Below are 20,000 nucleotides of genomic sequence, written 5' to 3' on the forward strand. Positions count from 1 at the left end.
CAGTCTCCTCCGGTGTGGTGAGCCTTCCGAACCAGGTACCGCCGGGCGGGGCGCCCGGCGACGCGTCCGCGCACATGGTGGTGTGCGGCGACGACGGGCTGGCCCACCGGCTGGCGGCCGAACTGCGCGGGGTCTACGGCGAGCAGGTCACGCTCGTCGTCCCGCCCTCCGTGGGCCGGGTGCGCCAGCCCGTGGTGGGCCGGGCCCGTGCGGCCTCGGCGGCGCTGCTGGACCGCTTCAACGCGGCCGTCAACCGCACCGGCAACGGCGACGCGGGCGGCCTCGGGCGGGAGCTGGAGGCCGCCGAGCCCACCGAGGACGTCCTCGCCGAGGCCGGCGTCGACCGGGCCGCCGCCCTCGCCCTCGTCTACGACGACGACGAGACCAACATCCGCGCCGCCCTGACCGCCCGCCGGCTCAACCCCCGGCTGCGGCTGGTCCTGCGCCTGTACAACCGGCGGCTCGGGCAGCACATCGAGGCCCTCCTCGACCAGAGCGCCGCGCTCGCGGCCGGCGACGGGCGCCCCGCCGGACCGGACGGCGTCGAGGCCTCCACGACCGTGCTCTCCGACGCCGACACGGCGGCACCCGCCCTCGCGGCGACCGCGCTCGTCGGCACCAGCAAGGTCGTCCAGACGGACGGGCTGCTGCTGCGCGCGGTGGAACGGCAGCCGCCGCGCGCCGGCGAGGTCGCCGACCCCGGGCTGTGCACCCTGGCCCTGCTGTCCGCGACGAGCAACGACCCCGCGGGCGCGGACGGTTCGGAGGGCAGCGGCGAGCAGGGGCCGCAACTGCTGCCCGACGCCGCGGCGGTGGAGGCCGCCACCGGACGCGGCACCGTCGTGCTGGAGCAGGTGTCCTACTCGGGGCCGCCGCTGCCCGCCGGACGGGCCGCGGTGCCGCCGTTCGCCTCGCTGTTCTCGCGGCGGCTGCGGTGGTCGCTGTTCGGCCTGGCGGCCTGCGTGGTCGCGCTCGCCGTGGCGCTCATGTTGCTCACCGGCGACCATCCCCTGCACGCGACGTACGTGACGCTGCTCGACCTGTTCGCCATCAACGAGCCCGCGCACAACAAGGACTCCGGGGAGCAGGTCCTCCAACTGCTCTCGGGCTTCGTCGGACTGCTGCTCCTGCCGGTGCTGCTCGCGGCGGTGCTGGAGGCCCTGGGCACCTTCCGCAGCGCCTCCTCGCTGCGCAAGCCGCCGCGCGGGCTCGGCGGCCACGTCGTCCTGCTCGGCCTCGGCAAGATCGGCACGCGGGTGCTGACGCGGCTGCGGGAGATGGACATCCCCGTGGTGTGCGTCGAGGGCGACCCCGAGGCGCGTGGCATGGCGACCGCACGGCGGCTGCGGGTGCCGGTGGTGCTCGGCGACGTCACCCAGGAGGGCGTCCTGGAGGCGGCCAAGATCCACCGCGCGCACTCGCTGCTCGCGCTGACCAGCGTGGACACCACCAACCTGGAGGCGGTGCTGTACGGCCGGTCCGTGCGGCCCGACCTCCGCGTGGTGCTGCGCCTGTACGACGACGACTTCGCGACCGCCGTGTACCGCACCCTGCGCGGCGCGCACCCGGGGGCGCTGACCCGCAGCCGCAGCGTGACCCACCTGGCCGCGCCCGCGTTCGCCGGGGCGATGACGGGCCGCCAGATCCTGGGGGCGATCCCCGTGGAACGGCGGGTGCTGCTGTTCGCGGCGGTGCGGGTGGCGGGGCATCCGCAGCTCGAGGGGAAGACGGTCGGGGAGGCGTTCCGGGCGGGGGCGTGGCGGGTGCTGGCGCTGGAGGTGCCCGGTGAGGGACGGGACGGTGCCGGTACGGGCGCCGGTGCCGGCGCGGAGAGGGGCCGGGAGTCCCGGCTGGTGTGGGAGCTGCCCGACACGTACGTCCTGCGGGGCGAGGACCGGGTGGTGCTGGCGGCGACCCGGACGGGCCTGGCCGAGCTGCTGGGACGGCGGGCCCGACAGCGGGCGGGGCTGTAGGGACGCCGGGCCCTGCTCCCCGGCCAGGGGGCTCCGCCCCCTGGACCCCCGGCCTACGCCCACCCACCACCCGACTCCGGCGGCCGAGAGGCCAGGCCCCGGGCCGATCCGGCTGGCCGGGAGGCCGGAAGGCCACACCCGAGGCCGATCCGGGTGGCCGGAAGGCCACACCCGAGGCCGATCCGGGTGGCCGGAAAGCCGCTTTCCCGGGTCGGCCTCGGCGCCGGGGACTACCCCTGCGGGAGGTGCCGCTTCGCGAAGTCGAGCTCCAGGGCTACCTGCTTGATGCGCTCGTCGACCACCAGGGAGCCGTGGCCCGCGTCGTAGCGGTAGACCTCGTGGACCGCGCCCCTCGCCTCGAGCCGCTCCACGTAGTTCTCGATCTGGCGGATCGGGCAGCGCGGGTCGTTGACCCCCGCGGAGATGTACACCGGGGCCTCGACCCGGTCCACGTAGGTCAGGGGCGAGGACGCCTCGAAGCGGTCGGGGACCTCCTCGGGGGTGCCGCCGAGCAGCGTGCGGTCGAGGGCCTTCAGTCCCTCCATCTCGTCGTGGTACGCGGTGACGTAGTCGGCGACCGGGACGGCGGCGATGCCCAGGGTCCACGCCCCGGGCTGGGTGCCCAGGCCGAGGAGGGTCAGGTAGCCGCCCCAGGAGCCGCCGGTGAGGATCAGCCGGGCCGGGTCGGCGAGGCCGGAGGCGACCGCCCACTCGCGCACCGCCGCGATGTCCTCCAGCTCGATGAGCCCGACCCGGTGCTTGAGGGCGTCGGTCCAGGCCCGGCCGTATCCGGTGGAGCCGCGGTAGTTGACGCGGACCACCGCGTACCCGTGGTCGACCCAGGCCGCCGGGCCCGCCGCGAAGGAGTCGCTGTCGTGCCAGGTCGGCCCGCCGTGGATGTCGAAGACGGTCGGGAGCGGCCCGGTCGCGCCCGCGGGCTTCTGCACCAGGGCGTGGACGCGGCCGCCGGGGCCCTCCACCCACACGTCCTCCACCGGCACCGAGCCGGGCGACTTCATGCCGGGCGGGTCGAGCACCACCCGGCCGGTCGTGGAGCGCACCGCCGACGGCTCGGCGGCCGAGGACCACAGGTACTCCACGCTGCCGTCGGGACGGGCCGTCGCCCCGGAGACGGTGCCCGCGGGGGTCCCGACCTCCACCAGCTCCCGCTCGGCGAAGTCGTACCGGAACAGCTCGCTGCGGGCCTCGAAGCCGTGCACGATCAGCAGGCCGCTGCCGTCCGGGTACCACTCGGCGCTCACGTCGCCGGGCAGCTCCAGCGCCAGGTCCGTCTGCTCGCCGGTCACCACGTCCCACACCAGGGGCTCCCAGCGGCCCCGGCGCTGGTGCCCGATGAGCAGGCGGGTGTCGCCGTCGACGGGAGCGAAGCCCAGGACCTCCAGGCCCAGCTCCTTCTCGCCGCCGTCGGTGTCGTCGAGCTCGGCGACCGTCGTGCCGTCCGGGCGCAGGACGCGCAGCGCCGAGTGCATGGCGTCGCCGTGCTCGGTGTGCTCGATCGCGATCAGCGTGCCGTCGTGGGAGAGGTCGCCGACGCCCGCCGACTCGCGGTGGCGGTAGATCTCCGACGGGGCGCCGCCCGTCTGCGCGAGGTGGATCGTCGTACCGTCCTCGTCGGTCGAGCGGCCGACCACCGCCGTACGCCCGTCCCGGCCGAGGGCGAGGCCCGCCGGGTAGGAGGGGTCGAGGCCCGGCACCGCGAGCTCGTCCTCACCGCCCGCGAAGGACTGGCGGCGCCAGACGCCGAACTCGTCGCCGTCCTTGTCGTCGAACCACCAGATCCACGCGCCGTCCGGGGAGAGCACGCCGTCCGTCGTGCCGTTGGGCCGGTCCGTGACCTGCCGCTGCTCACCCGTCGAGCGGTCCCAGGCGTACAGCTCGTACGTCCCCGTCGCGTTCGACACGAACAGGGAGCGGTCCGGCGCGTCCTCGGCCCAGTCGGGCAGCGAGACGCGCGGTGCCCGGAACCGCTTCTCCCAGTCCGGCATCCCCTCGCCCTGCCCCCGCACGCCGTCCCGTACGTCCCGCGCGTCCTGCCGATCCGGTGAGACCGGCCCGTTGCTCTCAGTCATGGCCCCATAGTGCCTCGTCGCGGCGACAACGCGCGGATCGGATCCCCAGCCTGTGGACAACCTCGTTCATCCACGGCCCCGCGGACGGGTCACCGGCGCGCGCCCCGTACCGTGGGGGCGTGTACCGGTTTCTGCTGACCCCCCGATGGTGGGGAATCAACGTCTTCGTCGTGCTCGCCATCCCCTTCTGCATCTTCATGGGGTCCTGGCAGCTGGGCCGGTTCGAGGACCGGGTGCAGGACCACAACAGCGCCACCACCCAGGCGGAGTCGGCCCGGCGGGAGGCGGCCCGCCCGCTGGCCGAGCTGCTGCCCGTCGACCAGGCGACGGTCGGCAAGCAGACCACCGTGAGCGGCCGGTACGGCGAACAGCTCCTCGTACCCGACCGGAAGCTGGACGACCGGCAGGGGTACTACGTCCTCACCCTGCTGCGCACCGACGCCGGCCGGGCACTGCCCGTCGTGCGGGGCTGGCTGCCCGGCGAACCCGACCCGGCGAAGGCCCCGGCCCCGCCCGCCGGCGAGGTCACCGTCACCGGCGCGCTCCAGGCGTCCGAGACGCCCGGCAACAACGGCGTCAGCTCCCGCTCCGGGTGGCCGCAGGGCCAGACGGGCGTGATCAGCGCGGCGTCGCTGGTGAACCTCGTGCCGTACGACGTGTACGACGGGTGGGTCACGCTCAACACGGGCGACTCCGGGATGCGGGCCGTGCCGGTGAGCGCGCCGCAGAACACCGGGCTGGACCTGAAGGCCTTCCAGAACCTCGGTTACACCGCCGAGTGGTTCGCCTTCGTGGGCTTCGTCGTCTTCATGTGGTTCCGGCTGCTGCGCCGGGAGGTGGAACTCGCCCGGGACGCGGAGCTGGGCATCGTCCCGGACGCCGGGAACGCCGGGGATGCAGACGGGACCGCCCCCGACGCCGAGCGGGAGCCCCGGCCCAGCCCGTCCGGCGTCTGAGCACGGACGCGCGGGTCGCCGCCCGGCCCGCCGGTCACGTACCGGCCAGCACTCCCGTCCAGTACACGGTCCCCGCGCACGCGTGGGGCACCGTGACCGCGGCCGATCCCGAACCCGTCTCCGGGGTGTAGGACACCGTCACGCTGCCTTCGGCCGGTCCCTCCGTGGTGACCAGCTGGGTCGTGGTGCCGGTGTCGCCGCCGGTGGAGGTGCCGGTGGTGGCGGTCGGGTCCCCGGTGGGCGTCGGGTCGGGCGTGGGATCGCCGGAGCCGCCTCCCGTGCCGCCGCCGGTGGTCGGGCAGGTCTCCGAGGGGACCCAGGCGAACCGCACCTCGTAGGAGGCGCCGGACGCCAGCGTCCGCGGGGCCGACTCCAGCGACGGGTCGGGCAGCGCCGCCGCGGCGTCGCCTGCCGCGTGCCGGGCCGTGCCGATCCTGGCCGGGTCCGCCGCGCCCTGCGGGGTGACGGCCACGCTGCCGGGACCGCTGACGGTACAGCTGTCCGGGGAGACGTTGGTGACGCGGAAGGAGCCGTAGACGGCGCCCGCGGAGTCGGGGTCGGCGCTGCTCGCGACGGCCGGGCCGAGCTGCTGCGCCAGGCACGCCGGGAGGTCCGCGGGACTGCTCGCGGAGGGGCCGGCGCCGGTGGCCGAACCCGTGGCGGCGCCGGTCTCCTCGTCCTTCGGCCGCTGCGTCGGGTCGGACTTCTCCTTGTCCTCGGTGCTCCCGGAGGAGCCGGCGATGCCGCTCTCGCCGCCGGCCGGGTCCTTCCCCTGGCTGGTGCCGCCCTGCGCCTGCGAGGCGTTGCCGGCCACGGACGGGTCGGCACCGGGGCCGGTGGACTTGGTCACGTGGACCAGGGCGGGGACCGCCGTGCCGATGAACAGGGCGGCGGCGGCCATGCCGACCGCGGCCTGGCGCTTGCGGGCCCGCCGCGCCGGTACCGCCCGGCGGAGGTGGTCCAGGGTGCCGTCGCTCGGCTCCATGTCCCGCACGGCGCTGTGCAGCATCCTGCGCAGCGCCAGCTCGTCGGCAGCGAGCCCGGCGGGGCCCCCGGTGCCGGGGCCCTTGTCGGCGGGGCCGTCGTTCACAGTTCCGTTCCCAGCGTGCGTGTGCTTCGGCTCGTGCCCGGCCGGCTCGGCCGGTTCGTGGGCGTCGTGTCCCTCGCGGGCGTCGTCGGCGTCACGGCCCTCGGGGGCCTCGCTCCGTGCCTCGTTGCCGTCGCCGCTCATGCCGGCGCCTCCATGGCCACCCGGAGCGCCGCGATGCCGCGCGATCCGTACGCCTTCACCGAGCCCAGCGATATGCCGAGCGTCTCGGCGACCTGCGCCTCGGTCATGTCGGCGAAGTAGCGCAGGACCAGAACCTCGCGCTGGCGGCGCTGGAGTCCCTTCATCGCCTTGATCAGGGAGTCGCGCTCCAGCTGGTCGTAGGCGCCCTCCTCCGCGCTCGCCATGTCCGGCATGGGCTTTGAGAGCAGCTTGAGGCCGAGGATGCGGCGGCGCAGTGCCGAGCGCGAGAGGTTGACGACGGTCTGCCGCAGGTAGGCCAGCGTCTTCTCGGGGTCGCGCACGCGCTTGCGCGCCGAGTGGACGCGGATGAAGGCCTCCTGGACGACGTCCTCGCAGGACGCGGTGTCGTCGAGGAGGAGGGCGGCGAGACCGAGCAGCGACCGGTAGTGGGCGCGGTAGGTCTCGGTGAGGTGGTCGACGGTGGTGCCCGCCGCCACGACGTCCTCGGCGCCGTCACGCTGATTCGGAATGCGGGCCGGCCGCGCAGCGGGCATCGGCGCGATCACCGGCATGCCACCGGCCGCGCCGGCCGCACGGGGACGGACCGGCCGGACGGGGGCCCGCACGGCGGGACCACGCGCTGCGGTGAATTCGAGTACCTCTGCCACGCCAGTTGGACACGTCCGGCCCCGTGAGGGTTGTACGTGCCGGGCGTCACGTTCCCGTGTCCGCCGGGCAGGTGTCCGGCTGACGGTGCGTCATAGGCCCTCATCGTCCCGCTCTTCCCTTATGTCCCATGTGAACGAGCGTCCCCACGCCCGCCCCCGGCGCCCCCGCGCCGGTCGCGCGCCCCCGCGCCCTGGATGGGTGACCGCAAAGACGCTCCCCGCCCTTCGCACGGTTGCGGAGGGCGGGGAGGAAATCCTCTGATGTCAGGGCTGCCGGGTACAAGTGGTCCGGACCGACTTCCGGATCACATCTCGCTCATGGATCCTACAAAGCAACCCCACGGCGGCCAGGGCTTTTTGCGCGCCGGCCCGGTCAGCCGAACTCGGCCGCGACCAGTTCGGCGATCTGCGCGGTGTTCAGGGCGGCCCCCTTGCGCAGGTTGTCCCCGCACACGAAGAGCTCGAGCGCCGTCGGGTCGTCCAGGGCCCGCCGCACCCGGCCCACCCAGGTGGGGTCGGTGCCGACCACGTCGGCGGGGGTGGGGAACTCACCGGCGGCCGGGTTGTCGAAGAGGACGACGCCGGGCGCGGTGGCCAGGATCTCGCGGGCCCGGTCGACGGTGACCTCGCCCTCGAAGCGGGCGTGCACGGTCAGGGAGTGCGTGGTGACCACGGGGACCCGTACGCACGTAACCGCCACCGGCAGCCGCGGCAGTCCGAGGATCTTGCGGGACTCGTCCCGCACCTTCATCTCCTCCGACGACCAGCCGTCCTCACGCAGCGACCCGGCCCACGGGACGACGTTCAGGGCGACCGGCTCCGGGAACGGCCCGGTGTCGTCACCGACGGCCCGCCGCACGTCGCCGGGGTGGACCCCCAACTCGGTGCCGGCCACGAGGGACAGCTGCCGGCGCAGGGTGTCCACGCCGTCCCGCCCGGCCCCGCTCACCGCCTGGTACGAGGAGACGACCAGCTCGCGCAGCCCGAACTCGGCGTGCAGCGCGCCCAGCGCCACGATCATGGACAGCGTCGTGCAGTTGGGGTTGGCGACGATGCCGCGCGGCCGCATCCGCACCGCGTGCGGATTGACCTCGGGCACGACGAGGGGCACGTCCGGGTCCATCCGGAACGCGCCCGAGTTGTCGACCACCACCACGCCCTTGGCGGCGGCGACCGGCGCCCACCGGGCGGCCACCTCGTCGGGAACGTCGAACATGGCGACGTCGACCCCGTCGAAGGCCTCCTCGGTCAGGGCCGTCACCTCGACCTCCTCACCGCGCACGGCGAGCTTGCGGCCGGCCGAGCGGGGCGAGGCGATCAGACGGATGTCGCCCCAGATGTCCGCATGCTGGGACAGGATCTGGAGCATCACCGAACCGACGGCGCCGGTCGCTCCGACGACGGCCAGGGTCGGCCGTCCGGAGCGCCCGGCGCCCGGGATGTCGGACATCAGCGCCCGGTGCCTCCGTAGACGACGGCCTCGTCGCTGTCGGAGTCCAGCCCGAAGGCGGTGTGCACGGCGCGCACGGCCTCGTTCACGTCGTCCTTGCGGGTGACGACCGAGATGCGGATCTCGGAGGTCGAGATGAGCTCGATGTTCACGCCCGCCTGGGACAGCGCGGTGAAGAAGTCGGCGGTGACGCCCGGGTTGGTCTTCATCCCGGCGCCCACCAGCGAGATCTTCCCGATCTGGTCGTCGTAGCGCAGGGAGTCGAAGCCGATGCCGGGGCGGTTGCGCTCGAGCGCGTCGATGGCCTTGCGGCCCTCGGACTTCGGCAGGGTGAAGGAGATGTCCGTCAGGCCCGTGGAGGCGGCGGACACGTTCTGCACGACCATGTCGATGTTGACCTGGGCGTCGGCGATCGCCCGGAAGATCGCGGCCGCCTCACCCGGCTTGTCCGGCACGCCGACGACCGTGATCTTGGCCTCCGACGTGTCGTGCGCGACTCCGGAGATGAGGGCCTGCTCCACCTGCTTTTCCCCTTGCTTGATCGGCTCGCTGCTGACCCATGTGCCCTGCAGTCCGCTGAAGCTGGACCGCACGTGGATCGGGATGTCGTACCGGCGGGCGTACTCCACGCAGCGGTGGAGGAGCACCTTGGAACCGGAGGCGGCGAGCTCCAGCATGTCCTCGAAGGAGATCCAGTCGATCTTCTTCGCCTTCTTCACCACGCGCGGGTCGGCGGTGAACACGCCGTCGACGTCGGTGTAGATCTCGCAGACGTCCGCGTCGAGCGCGGCGGCGAGCGCGACGGCCGTGGTGTCCGAGCCGCCCCGGCCGAGCGTGGTGATGTCCTTGCTGTCCTGGCTGACGCCCTGGAAGCCGGCCACGATGGCGATGTTGCCCTCGTCCACCGAGGTGCGGATGCGGCCCGGCGTGACGTCGATGATCCGGGCTTTGTTGTGGACCGAGTCGGTGATGACACCTGCCTGGCTGCCGGTGAACGACTGGGCCTCGTGCCCCAGGTTCTTGATCGCCATGGCCAGCAGGGCCATGGAGATACGCTCTCCGGCGGTCAGCAGCATGTCGAGCTCGCGCCCGGCAGGAATCGGGGAAACCTGCTCCGCGAGATCGATCAGCTCGTCCGTCGTGTCGCCCATCGCGGAAACGACGGCGACCACCTGGTTGCCGTTCTTCTTCGCTTCCACGATCCGCTTGGCGACGCGCTTGATGCCCTCGGCATCGGCTACGGAGGAGCCTCCGTACTTCTGCACGACAAGGCCCACGTGCGCTCCTCGCTCATCCGTCTGTTTCCGCACGTACGTACCTGTACTGCGGTCGGTTCATTCTATCGAGCGTCCGAAATCCCCCCTTGCGGTATCGCATGGTGAGACCGGGTACTCGCTCAGGCTGGCTCATGCCCAGGAGGGCCCGGGTCACTCGGGAAAGTGCCCTGTGTCACACGTTCACAAGAGCCATGGTGGGCCCCGACCGGCACGTCCCGCACGCCTGCTTCGCCCTCTCGGGCGGGTGCTCCTACTTGACCGGGCGGAGGCCCAGGGGGCCCGCGATCTCCTGCACCATGACCCGGCCGGCCTCCCGCTCCAGGGCGTCGTCGCCGAGGTCCTGGTCGGTGTCGAGACCGTCCAGCTCCTCGAGGGGCTGGTTCAGACGGACGTGGGCGACCACCGACTGGAGCGCCCGCAGGGTCGCCGAGGCCGTGGAGCCCCAGTTGGAGAAGTAGGAGAACTGCCACCACCACAGGGCCTCCGTGGTGCGGCCCGCCCTGTAGTGGGCCATGCCGTGGCGGAGGTCGGTGATGACGTCGGTGAGGTCGTCGGAGACGCGGGCCGGGACAGGGGCCCTGCGCGGCTCGTAGGGGTCGAAGACCTCGGAGTAGACATCGATCGGTTCGAGGAGACGGGCGAGGTTCTCGCGGAGCTCGTCCACGTCCAGCTCCGGGCCCAGGTCGGGCTCGTACCGCTCGTCGGGGACGATGTCCTCGTGGGCGCCCAGGCGCCCGCCGGCCAGCAGGAGCTGGGAGACCTCCAGGAGGAGGAAGGGGACGGCCGAGTCCGGTTCGTCGCCCTTGGCCACTTCCGTGACCGCGACCAGGAAGCTCTCGATCTGGTCGGCGATCTGGACCGCGAAGTCGTCGGGGTTCTGGTCGGTGGCGTGCAGCGTGGCGTCAGACATCTAGGAGTCGTCTCCCCTCGAAGGCGCGGCCGAGGGTCACCTCGTCCGCGTACTCCAGGTCGCCACCCACAGGGAGGCCGCTGGCCAGGCGGGTGACCTTGAGGCCCATGGGCTTGATCATGCGGGCGAGATACGTGGCCGTGGCCTCGCCCTCCAGATTCGGGTCCGTGGCCAGGATCAGTTCCGTGACCGTGCCGTCCGCCAGGCGCGCGAGCAGCTCACGGATCCGCAGGTCGTCCGGGCCCACTCCGTCGATCGGGCTGATCGCGCCGCCGAGCACGTGGTAACGGCCGCGGAACTCGCGGGTGCGCTCGATGGCGACGACGTCCTTCGGCTCCTCCACCACGCAGATGACGGAGGGGTCACGGCGCGCGTCGCGGCAGATGTTGCACCGCTCCTCCTGCGCGACGTTCCCGCAGGTCGCGCAGAAGCGGACCTTCGCCTTGACCTCCATGAGCGCCTGGGCGAGGCGCCGGACGTCGGTCGGTTCCGCCTGGAGGATGTGGAAGGCGATCCGCTGCGCGCTCTTGGGACCGACGCCGGGCAGCCGCCCCAGCTCGTCGATGAGGTCCTGGACCACGCCTTCGTACAACGGACTGCCGTCCTTCCTGAGGTTCCTGCACTACGTACGGTAGAGGTCCCCGGCCCGTCTTAGAAAGGCAGACCCGGGATGCCGCTGCCGCCCAGGCCCTGGGCGAGGGGGCCCAGCTTCTGCTGCTGGAGGCTCTGCGCGTTCTCGTTGGCCGCCTGCACGGCGGCGACGATCAGGTCGGCGAGGGTCTCGGTGTCCTCCGGGTCCACCGCCTTCGGGTCGATCCGGAGACCGCGCAGCTCGCCGGAGCCCGTGACGGTGGCCTGCACCAGGCCCCCGCCCGCCTGTCCGTCGACCTCCGTCCGCGCCAGTTCCTCCTGCGCCTTGGCGAGGTCCTGCTGCATCTTCTGGGCCTGCTGGAGCAGCTGCTGCATGTTGGGCTGGCCACCACCGGGGATCACGTTCAGCTCCTGTCACCGCTGTCGCCGCGCCGCCGCGGCGGGTTGTTTCCCGTTCGGCACGAGCCTACGTGGTCCGGGCGGCCCTCGCCCAAGCACTCTTTCGAGTGACTGTGGCGCGCGCCCTCTACCTGATCACGGCCCTCTTCCGGGCGGAGAAGCGGCCGAAACCGGCTCCGCGCCACCCATTGGGCGGTAGGAAGGATCCGGCGCGTCAGCCTCGGGTGCCGCCCGAGCGCGGCGGCGTCGTCACGGACGGTGATCAGTAGGGAGTGCCGGGTGGGTCAGCCGGAGATGCAGCCCGAGGGGCCGCCGCAGGACGGGCCGCGCGGCGAGAGCCCTGCCGCGGCCGCGGCGTTACCGGGCGACGACCTGGCCGGACGGGCGCTGCCGCTCGGCGACTGGGCGCTGCCCGCGGAGCGGCTGGACGAGCTGTACCGGTGGGTGGAGCGAGGCGCGCTGGAGACGGCGGCCTGGTATCTCACGGACCGGGTGTGGAAGCGGCGGGGGGCACGGCTGCTGCGGGGCGGGACCGCGGTGGGGGCGCTCGCCGGGGCGGTGCTGCCGCTGCTGGACATGACGGGGGTCGCGGGCGGGGGCGCGCCCTGGGGGTATCTCGCGCTGCTGCTCGGGGCGGCGTGCGTGGCCGGGGACCGGTACTTCGGGGTGACCTCCGGGTGGATGAGGGACGTGGCGACGGCGCAGGCGGTGCAGCGGCGGTTGCAGGCGCTGCAGTTCGACTGGGCGTCGGAGAGCGTCCGGGAGGTGCTGGGGCCGGCGGACGGGACGGCGAGTGAGGCGGCCGAGCGGTGCCTGGGGGTGCTGCGGCGGTTCACGGAGGACGTGACGGAGCTGGTGCGGGCGGAGACGGCCGACTGGATGGTGGGCTTCCGGAGCGGGGCGGCGCCGTTGGGGTTGCAGGTGGTGGGGGACGGTGCGGGGCGGCCGGACGCGGGGGCGGGGGCGCCGGGGAGGTTCTCCGTGGCGCCGAACGGGGCTCGGCCGAACATGCCTCGGCAGCGGCCGCCCGAGCCGAGGTGAGGGGCGGGTGCCTGGGGGTTCCTGCGGTGGGCCGGTGTTCGGGGGTGCCCTGTGCTGATGGCGGGCGGGGGTGGGTCGCGTTGCCCGGCGCTGCGGGGTGCCGCTGCGCCCACCCGTGCCGCCCCAGCGGCACGACTGCCCGCAGCTGGGGCGGTGTGAATGACCGCAGCTGGGGCGGCGCGGAGTGGTGGGCCGCAGCCGGGGCCGGCGGGGTGGTGGGGCGCGGCTCAGCGGCTGGTTACTCCGGGGTGTAGGTCAGGGATTCCCCTGTTGTGGTGTTGGTGCGGGTGAGGGTGCCGTTCGGCTGGACGGTGACCTCGGTGGGTTCTCCCGGGGTGCAGGAGGAGGCCGGGCCCGTCGTCACCGTGGAGGGGCCGAGGCGCAGGGGGCCGTCGGTGCCCGGGTCGGTGGTCAGGTCGGCCTCGAAGACGCAGTGGTAGGTGCCGTTGCCGGCGGGTCCGTCGGCGACGAGGGACATGACCGTGTCGCCGACCTCGCCCTGCTGGATGGTCAGCCGGCGGGTGTGCACGCCGGAGGCGTTGTCGATGGTCGTGGCCCATGTGCCCAGGTACGCGGCCGGGACCGTGCCGTCCGGGGACGTCGGGGTGTCCGCCGGGCTCGGCGTGCCGTCGGTCGGGGCCGGTCCGGCCGTGTCGGTGCCCGGGGTCCCGGGGGCGGTCGACGCGGTCGTCGGATCGCCGCCGGCCCCGTCGTCCTTGCCGCCGCTCATCAGCGCGTAGACCGAGCCGCCCGCTCCGAGCGCGACGACCAGGGCGACGACGGCCAGCAGCGCGGTGGAGCGGCCCCTCCGGGACGGTTCCTGCGGAGGCGGGTAGGGCGCCGGTCCGTACGGCGTGGTGCCGCCGGGCGCCGGCCCGTAGGGCGGGGTCGAGCCGAGGCCGCCGTACGGGTGGTGCGGCGGCACACCCTGCGCCCCGGGCGGCTGGAACCAGGGCGGTGCCGGGGCGTAGCCGTGCGCGGGCGGCGGGGAGGGGTGCGGTTGCGGGTGGCCGGGCGCGGGGCCCGCGGGCGGAGGCGTCGGGGCGCCCGGGCCGCCCACCACGAGCGTGGGGAGGTGGTTCGTCGGCGCGCCGCTGCCCGGCTGCCGCGGGGGCGGCGGCGCCTGGGCGGGGTCGCCGGAGCCGGCCGCGGGTGTCTGCCCCGGCGACCCGGCCGCGGCGGCGGACCCGGCCGCGGCGGAGCCCACGGCGGGCGGCGACGCCGGTACCGGCGGGACCGCGCCTCCCGCGGCTCCCGCGACTCCCGCGTCCGACGGGTTCTCCGGGTTCTCCGTGTCCAGCAGCCGTACCGCGTGCCGGCCGAGCTGGGCCACCAGCGCACCGGGCAGCCACGGGTCCGTGGACCGGCCCTGCGAGACGGTGTCCTGCGCGCCCGTGCGTTCCAGCACCGCGGCGAGGGAGGGACGGGCCGCCGGGTCCTTCCTCAGGCAGTCGCGGACCAGGTCGGCGATGCCCTCGGGCACGCCCTCCAGGTCGGGTTCCTCCTGCGCGATGCGGAACATCAGCGCGTGCACGCCGCTGTTGGCGGTGCCGAAGGGCAGGACGCCGGTGGCGGCGTAGGCGAGGACCGAGCCGAGGCAGAAGACGTCGCAGGCGGGCGTGATCCGGTCGCCGCGCACCTGCTCGGGCGCCATGAAGCCGGGCGAGCCGACGAGCGCGCCGGTGCGGGTGAGCCCGCCGTCGGTCACCGTCTCCAGGGCCCGCGCGATGCCGAAGTCGATGACGCGGGGGCCGTCGATGGTGACGAGCACGTTGGACGGCTTGAGGTCGCGGTGCACGATCCCGGCGGCGTGGATGTCCTGGAGGGCGTGCGCGAGCCCGGCCGCCAGGATCCGTACCGAGCGCTCCGGGAGGGCGCCGTGGTCGTGCCCGACGACCTGCTGGAGGCTGGGCCCGGCGACGTATCCGGTGGCGACCCACGGCACGGCGGCCTCGGTGTCGGCGTCCAGCACGGGCGCCGTCCAGTACCCGCCGACCCGGCGCGCGGACTCGACCTCCTGGCGGAACCGCTGGCGGAACTCCTCCTGCGCGGCCAGTTCCTCGCGCACCAGCTTGACGGCGACGGTGCGCCCGCGGTCCGACCGGGCGAGGTAGACCTGGCCCATGCCGCCCGCACCGAGCCGCCCCAGCAGCCGGTAGCCCCCGATGCTCCCCCAGTGCTGACCGCCTGGGGGAACCCCCAGCGGGTCCCCGCCCCCGAGCTCTTGCATGTTGCGCCGCCTTCCCCCCGCACGTGAGCAACATCCCGAGGATAGTGCGGGGCGGCGCCGCGGGGCGCGGACATCGTGTCTACGGTTCCGTAACAGGCGCGCGCGAGGCGGCGGCCCGGTCCGCGCCGCGTGGACAACCTGTCGTGGAAAGCCCCCGACCGCAGACAGGACGCCGATTCCGTTTCCGCATCGCGGACATCTACCCTCGGCCGCATGACCCTTCAGCCCAATCCCCAGGCCGGCGCCGCCGTGAAGGCCGCGGACCGCGCGCACGTCTTCCACTCCTGGTCCGCCCAGGAGCTCATCGACCCGCTCGCCGTCGCGGGCGCCGAGGGGTCGTACTTCTGGGACTACGACGGCAAGCGCTACCTCGACCTCGCCAGCGGCCTCGTCTACACCAACATCGGCTACCAGCACCCCAAGGTCGTCGCCGCGATCCAGGAGCAGGCAGCGCGGATGACGACGTTCGCGCCCGCGTTCGCCGTCGAGGCACGCGCGGAGGCCGCGCGGCTGATCGCCGGGCGGACGCCGGGCGACCTGGACAAGATCTTCTTCACCAACGGCGGTGCGGACGCCGTCGAGCACGCCGTGCGCATGGCGCGGCTGCACACCGGGCGGCCGAAGGTGCTGTCGGCGTACCGCTCGTACCACGGCGGCACCCAGCAGGCCGTCAACATCACCGGCGACCCGCGCCGCTGGGCCTCGGACAGCGGCACGGCCGGTGTCGTGCACTTCTGGGCGCCGTTCCTGTACCGCTCGCGCTTCTACGCCGAGACCGAGGAGCAGGAGTGCGAGCGGGCGCTGGAGCACCTGGAGTCGACGATCGTCTTCGAGGGCCCGGCGACGATCGCGGCGATCATCCTGGAGACGATCCCGGGCACGGCGGGGATCATGATGCCGCCGGCCGGCTACCTGGCCGGGGTGCGCGAGCTCTGCGACAAGTACGGGATCGTCTTCGTCCTGGACGAGGTCATGGCCGGCTTCGGGCGCACCGGCACCTGGTTCGCCGCGGACCTCTACGACGTCGTGCCGGACCTGATGACCTTCGCCAAGGGCGTGAACTCGGGCTACGTCCCGCTGGGCGGCGTCGCGATCTCCGCACGGATCGCCGAGACGTTCGCCGAGCGGCCGTACCCCGGCGGGCTGACGTACTCCGGGCACCCGCTGGCCTGCGCCGCCGCCGTCGCCACGATCAACGTGATGGCGGAGGAGGGCATCGTCGAGCACGCGGCACGGCTCGGCGCCGAGGTCGTCGAGCCCGCGCTGCGGGACCTGGCCGAGCGCCACCCCAGCGTCGGCGACGTGCGCGGCACCGGCATGTTCTGGGCGCTGGAGCTGGTCAGGAACCGGGAGACCCGGGAGCCGCTGGTGCCGTACAACGCGACCGGCCAGGACAACACCCCGATGGCCGCGTTCTCCGCCTCCGCCAAGGCCCACGGCGTGTGGCCGTTCGTGAACATGAACCGGACCCACGTGGTGCCGCCGTGCAACATCGGCGAGGCGGAGCTCAAGGAGGGCCTGGCGGCGCTGGACAGGGCACTGTCCGTGGCGGACGAGTACACGGAGTAAGCCCCGCCGTACGGCCGGCCTCGCGGGTCCCCGGGGCGCGTAAGGTGACGTGCTCGTACACGCTGGACAGGTGTACGAGCACGCGCCCGCACCCTACGAGGAGACGTTCGACCATGCCCGGCCCCAGCGGCGCCGTGACGCGCAGCACCCTGCGGCGCCAGATCGCCGACGCGCTCCGCGACGAGGTGCTGGCCGGACGGCTCCTGCCCGGGCAGGAGTTCACCGTCAAGGAGATCGCCGAGCAGTACGGGGTGTCCGCGACGCCCGTGCGCGAGGCCCTGGTCGACCTGTCCGCACAGGGGCTCCTCGACACCGACCACCACCGCGGCTTCCGCGTGCACGAGTACTCCGTCGCCGACTTCCGCGCCATGATCGAGGCCCGCAGCCTCGTCACCGACGGGATGTTCGTCGCCCTCGACGAGGACCACCAGGGCCTGCGCTTTCCCTCGGGCCAGCGGCTCGTCGCCGCCCTCTCGGGGGTGCGCCGGCGCGGCGAGGAGGCCCGGCGCGCCGCCGTGGCCGGGGACCTCACCGTCCTCATCGGCTACGACCTGCGCTACTGGCGGGAACTGGCGCTCCTGTTCGGCAACCCCTACCTGTCCGACTTCCTGCACCGGCTGCGCCTGCAGAGCTGGGTGTGCACCGTGCGGCACCTGCGCCGGCTCGGCGACCCGCGCGGTGCCCTGTGGTCCGGGCACACCGAGCTGGTCGACGCCCTCGCCCGCCGCGACGCCCCGGCCGCCCGCGCCGTCGTCGACGCCTACAACGCCCACTCCCTCGCCCTCATCGAGCGGATCACCGGGGAATGAGCGGCCGGCGAATCCGGCGGGACGACCGGCGCCGACGTGTCGTGCCGCGTCCCCAGATGGGTATGGGACCTGCACGTACCGCGCACCGACTACGCTTCCTTGACCACCGTGCTGTGTGAGGAGCCCTCTTTTGGCCTGTGACCTGTGGCTGGTACCGCTCGTCGACATCCTGTGCCACACGCCGGACAACCCGTTCGCCGAGGAACTCGCGCAATACGACAAGGTGCTCGCCGAGGCGGGCCTGCCGCCGGTGCCGGTGTACCAGTACATGCCGGGCCTGTCCGGCGAGGTCGCCCCGGTCGCCGGCTTCGACTACGACGCGCTGCACTTCCTGCGCCGGGCGTACCTGCTCCAGGTGTGCGGGCTGCCGGTGACTCCGGTGGACGAACTCGGCGGGGACTACGAGCAGTTGCTGGAGATGTTCGAGGCGACGGCCCAGCAGTCGCACCTGGTCTGGCACTACGACCACGCGGGGGCCTACGTCCCGGTCGACTTCCCGCATCCGCTGTCCAGCGACGAACTCCTCGAGAACGGCGGCCCGTTGGGGTCGTCGCACACCCTCCTGCGGGAACTGGAGGCCGTCGCCCCGGCCCTCGGCATCGATCCGGCCAACCCGCCGGCCACGCCGCAGCCGCCGCTCGCCCCGACGGAGCTGGAGGAGCCCGCCGTGGCGGCGCCGTACGATCCCAGCCCCTTCGCCCGTGAGCGCCATGTGTGGCTGGGGCTGCACGCGGCGGCCACGCGGAGCCTGGCCCAGGGGTCGATGATCGTCTTCAGCTGACCGGCCGGACCGGCCGGCGCGGCTCAGCGCATCTGCGAGAGCCCCTTCGCCAGGTCGTCGCCGTTCATGATCGGGCAGACCTCGACCTCGGCGCTCATCTCGGTGAAGAACCGCTCGTTGAGCGCGGGGAGTTCCGAGCTGTCCTGCATGTGGAAGAAGAGCAGCGCCGTCCGCCGGCCGTCCAGGGCGCCGAAGTACGCCGCCTCCGGCTTGATGTGCTCGAGGGTCTCCCGCATCACGTCGGACATCCTGCCGCTGCGGACGAGCTCGTTGGCCCGCTCCGTGTCCAGCGTCGCCTTGAGCATCACGCGCATCGCACTCACCTTCTCCTGCCGACGCGCCGTGTACGGCCAGCCTATGCCCGCCGGGAGGCCCGTGCCCCTCGGCCCGGCACGGCGCCCAAGGTCAGCGGACCAGGGAAATCCCCGGTGGCCAGAGCACGCCTTCGGCCAGCAGCAGCGACGGTCCCAGATGCACGGGGCACACCCTCAGCGGTGCCCGGCGGTGCCGGGCGACCTCGAAGCGGACGGGGTCGCCGCAGCTCCCGGGGTCGCCCTCGGCACCGTACGGGCCCTGGCAGGAAGCGGCACGGTCGCGGTCGGTCATGTCCCCGATCCCACACCGTGCCGGGGGCTGCCGCCCGGCCGGGAGGGCCGAACGGCAGCCGGGAGGACCCGGTGGGCCTAGAGGAACGAGTTGATCTCGATCGTCTCGGTCCGGCCCGGGCCCACGCCGATCGCGGAGATCGGGGCGCCGGACATCTCCTCGAGCGCCTTGACGTAGGCCTGCGCGTTCTTCGGCAGTTCGGCGAAGGTCTTCGCCTTGCTGATGTCCTCGCTCCAGCCCGGCAGCATCTCGTAGACCGGCTTCGCGTGGTGGAAGTCGGACTGCGAGTACGGCAGCTCCTCGACGCGCTTGCCGTCGATCTCGTACGCCACGCAGACCGGGATCTGCTCCCAGCCGGTGAGGACGTCGAGCTTGGTGAGGAAGAAGTCGGTCAGGCCGTTCACGCGGGTGGCGTAGCGGGCGATCACCGCGTCGAACCAGCCGCAGCGGCGGTCGCGGCCGGTGGTGACACCGCGCTCGCCTCCGATGCGGCGCAGCGCCTCGCCGTCCTCGTCGAACAGCTCCGTCGGGAACGGGCCGGCGCCGACGCGGGTCGTGTACGCCTTGAGGATGCCGATGACCCGGCTGATCTTCGTCGGGCCCACGCCGGCGCCGGTGCAGGCGCCGCCCGCGGTCGGGTTCGACGAGGTCACGAAGGGGTACGTGCCGTGGTCGATGTCGAGGAGCGTGCCCTGGCCGCCCTCGAAGAGGACCACCTTGTCCTGCTCCAGGGCCTGGTTGAGGACCAGGACCGTGTCGGCGACGTACGGACGGAGCTTCTCCGCGTAGCCCAGCAGCTCTCCGACCACCTGGTCGACGGCGATCGCGCGCCGGTTGTAGAGCTTGGTGAGCATCTGGTTCTTGACGTCGAGCGCCGCTTCGACCTTCTGGGTGAGGATCGACTCGTCGTAGAGGTCCTGGACGCGGATGCCGACGCGGTTGATCTTGTCGGCGTAGGTCGGGCCGATGCCGCGTCCGGTGGTGCCGATCTTGCGCTTGCCGAGGAAGCGTTCCGTCACCTTGTCGACGGTGACGTTGTACGGCGTGATGATGTGCGCGTTACCGCTGATCAGGAGCTTGGACGTGTCGACGCCTCGCTCGTTCAGCCCGCTCAGCTCGGAGAACAGGACCGACGGGTCGACGACGACGCCGTTACCGATGACCGGCGTGCAGCCGGGAGACAGGATTCCGGAAGGGAGCAGGTGAAGGGCGTACTTCTGGTCGCCCACGACTACCGTGTGGCCGGCGTTGTTGCCGCCCTGGTAGCGCACCACATAGTCGACGGAACCACCGAGCAGGTCCGTCGCCTTTCCCTTGCCTTCGTCACCCCACTGAGCACCGAGCAGCACAAGTGCGGGCACGCGCGTACACCCCTTCCGGGCGGGGCATGTCCATGGTCGAGGGCGTACGCGGAGGTCT

At 73.3% G+C, this 20,000-nt stretch carries 18 protein-coding genes; 6 read left to right on the forward strand and 12 right to left on the reverse strand.

The window, feature by feature from the left end; all coding sequences use genetic code 11:
- The first annotated feature begins 74 nt into the window (after nucleotides 1-74).
- Nucleotides 75-1,973 carry an NAD-binding protein gene (locus ACFWJB_RS00885; protein ID WP_386919867.1) on the forward strand — a complete coding sequence of 633 codons (1,899 nt, stop codon included), beginning with the start codon at nucleotides 75-77 and terminating at the stop codon, nucleotides 1,971-1,973.
- A 230-nt stretch (nucleotides 1,974-2,203) separates the two neighbouring features.
- Here the strand turns inward: ACFWJB_RS00885 and ACFWJB_RS00890 are convergent, their stop codons facing one another.
- Nucleotides 2,204-4,063, reverse strand: a complete 1,860-nt coding sequence (locus ACFWJB_RS00890; RefSeq protein WP_386919417.1) for a S9 family peptidase — start codon at nucleotides 4,061-4,063, stop codon at nucleotides 2,204-2,206.
- Between the two features lie 119 nt (nucleotides 4,064-4,182).
- On the opposite strand from ACFWJB_RS00890, the gene ACFWJB_RS00895 reads away from it, so the two are divergent.
- Nucleotides 4,183-5,019, forward strand: coding sequence for an SURF1 family protein (locus ACFWJB_RS00895; RefSeq protein ID WP_386919419.1), 837 nt, complete (start codon nucleotides 4,183-4,185; stop codon nucleotides 5,017-5,019).
- A 34-nt stretch (nucleotides 5,020-5,053) separates the two neighbouring features.
- On the opposite strand, the gene ACFWJB_RS00900 is transcribed toward ACFWJB_RS00895, so the two are convergent.
- The 7 genes from ACFWJB_RS00900 to ACFWJB_RS00930 form a co-directional block, all read right to left on the reverse strand.
- A complete protein-coding gene (locus tag ACFWJB_RS00900; protein WP_386919421.1) occupies nucleotides 5,054-6,250 on the reverse strand; it encodes a hypothetical protein in 1,197 nt (398 codons plus the stop codon).
- The gene (locus ACFWJB_RS00905) at nucleotides 6,247-6,822 is read right to left on the reverse strand and encodes a SigE family RNA polymerase sigma factor (RefSeq protein WP_289938324.1); all 576 of its coding nucleotides are present in this window, start codon (nucleotides 6,820-6,822) and stop codon (nucleotides 6,247-6,249) included. The genes ACFWJB_RS00900 and ACFWJB_RS00905 overlap by 4 nt, the downstream gene beginning before the upstream one ends.
- A 469-nt stretch (nucleotides 6,823-7,291) precedes the next feature.
- The gene (locus ACFWJB_RS00910; protein WP_386919428.1) at nucleotides 7,292-8,368 is read right to left on the reverse strand and encodes an aspartate-semialdehyde dehydrogenase; all 1,077 of its coding nucleotides are present in this window, start codon (nucleotides 8,366-8,368) and stop codon (nucleotides 7,292-7,294) included.
- On the reverse strand, nucleotides 8,368-9,645 hold the full coding sequence (locus tag ACFWJB_RS00915) for an aspartate kinase (RefSeq protein ID WP_385468438.1): 1,278 nt from the start codon (nucleotides 9,643-9,645) through the stop codon (nucleotides 8,368-8,370). The genes ACFWJB_RS00910 and ACFWJB_RS00915 overlap by 1 nt, the downstream gene beginning before the upstream one ends.
- Nucleotides 9,646-9,895: 250 nt before the next feature.
- Entirely contained in the window at nucleotides 9,896-10,555 is a 660-nt protein-coding gene (locus tag ACFWJB_RS00920; RefSeq protein ID WP_385468435.1) for a DUF5063 domain-containing protein, read from the reverse strand.
- Complete coding sequence (gene recR / locus ACFWJB_RS00925; protein ID WP_385468432.1) at nucleotides 10,548-11,147, reverse strand: recombination mediator RecR; 600 nt, start codon at nucleotides 11,145-11,147, stop codon at nucleotides 10,548-10,550. Before recR ends, ACFWJB_RS00920 begins: the two co-directional genes overlap by 8 nt.
- A gap of 59 nt (nucleotides 11,148-11,206) precedes the next feature.
- Nucleotides 11,207-11,548, reverse strand: coding sequence for a YbaB/EbfC family nucleoid-associated protein (locus tag ACFWJB_RS00930; RefSeq protein WP_385468429.1), 342 nt, complete (start codon nucleotides 11,546-11,548; stop codon nucleotides 11,207-11,209).
- Nucleotides 11,549-11,824: 276 nt separating this feature from the next.
- Between ACFWJB_RS00930 and ACFWJB_RS00935 the strand changes: the two genes are divergently transcribed.
- The gene (locus tag ACFWJB_RS00935) at nucleotides 11,825-12,586 is read left to right on the forward strand and encodes an SLATT domain-containing protein (protein ID WP_386919431.1); all 762 of its coding nucleotides are present in this window, start codon (nucleotides 11,825-11,827) and stop codon (nucleotides 12,584-12,586) included.
- A 238-nt stretch (nucleotides 12,587-12,824) separates the two neighbouring features.
- On the opposite strand, the gene ACFWJB_RS00940 is transcribed toward ACFWJB_RS00935, so the two are convergent.
- A complete protein-coding gene (locus ACFWJB_RS00940; RefSeq protein WP_386919433.1) occupies nucleotides 12,825-14,816 on the reverse strand; it encodes a protein kinase in 1,992 nt (663 codons plus the stop codon).
- A gap of 213 nt (nucleotides 14,817-15,029) precedes the next feature.
- On the opposite strand from ACFWJB_RS00940, the gene ACFWJB_RS00945 reads away from it, so the two are divergent.
- From ACFWJB_RS00945 to ACFWJB_RS00955, 3 genes are all read left to right on the forward strand, one after another.
- Entirely contained in the window at nucleotides 15,030-16,385 is a 1,356-nt protein-coding gene (locus ACFWJB_RS00945) for an aspartate aminotransferase family protein (protein WP_386919435.1), read from the forward strand.
- Between the two features lie 113 nt (nucleotides 16,386-16,498).
- A complete protein-coding gene (locus ACFWJB_RS00950) occupies nucleotides 16,499-17,194 on the forward strand; it encodes a GntR family transcriptional regulator (RefSeq protein WP_385468417.1) in 696 nt (231 codons plus the stop codon).
- A 130-nt stretch (nucleotides 17,195-17,324) separates the two neighbouring features.
- A complete protein-coding gene (locus ACFWJB_RS00955) occupies nucleotides 17,325-17,975 on the forward strand; it encodes a hypothetical protein (protein WP_385468414.1) in 651 nt (216 codons plus the stop codon).
- Between the two features lie 23 nt (nucleotides 17,976-17,998).
- Here the strand turns inward: ACFWJB_RS00955 and ACFWJB_RS00960 are convergent, their stop codons facing one another.
- From ACFWJB_RS00960 to ACFWJB_RS00970, 3 genes are all read right to left on the reverse strand, one after another.
- On the reverse strand, nucleotides 17,999-18,289 hold the full coding sequence (locus ACFWJB_RS00960) for a hypothetical protein (RefSeq protein ID WP_385468411.1): 291 nt from the start codon (nucleotides 18,287-18,289) through the stop codon (nucleotides 17,999-18,001).
- Nucleotides 18,290-18,380: 91 nt separating this feature from the next.
- Entirely contained in the window at nucleotides 18,381-18,581 is a 201-nt protein-coding gene (locus tag ACFWJB_RS00965) for a hypothetical protein (RefSeq protein WP_385468408.1), read from the reverse strand.
- A 77-nt stretch (nucleotides 18,582-18,658) separates the two neighbouring features.
- A complete protein-coding gene (locus ACFWJB_RS00970) occupies nucleotides 18,659-19,942 on the reverse strand; it encodes an adenylosuccinate synthase (RefSeq protein ID WP_385468406.1) in 1,284 nt (427 codons plus the stop codon).
- Between the last annotated feature and the right edge of the window lie 58 nt (nucleotides 19,943-20,000).

Origin of the sequence: Streptomyces sp. NPDC127100, from assembly GCF_042724095.1 — a bacterium.
In the GTDB taxonomy this organism is placed as follows: domain Bacteria; phylum Actinomycetota; class Actinomycetes; order Streptomycetales; family Streptomycetaceae; genus Streptomyces.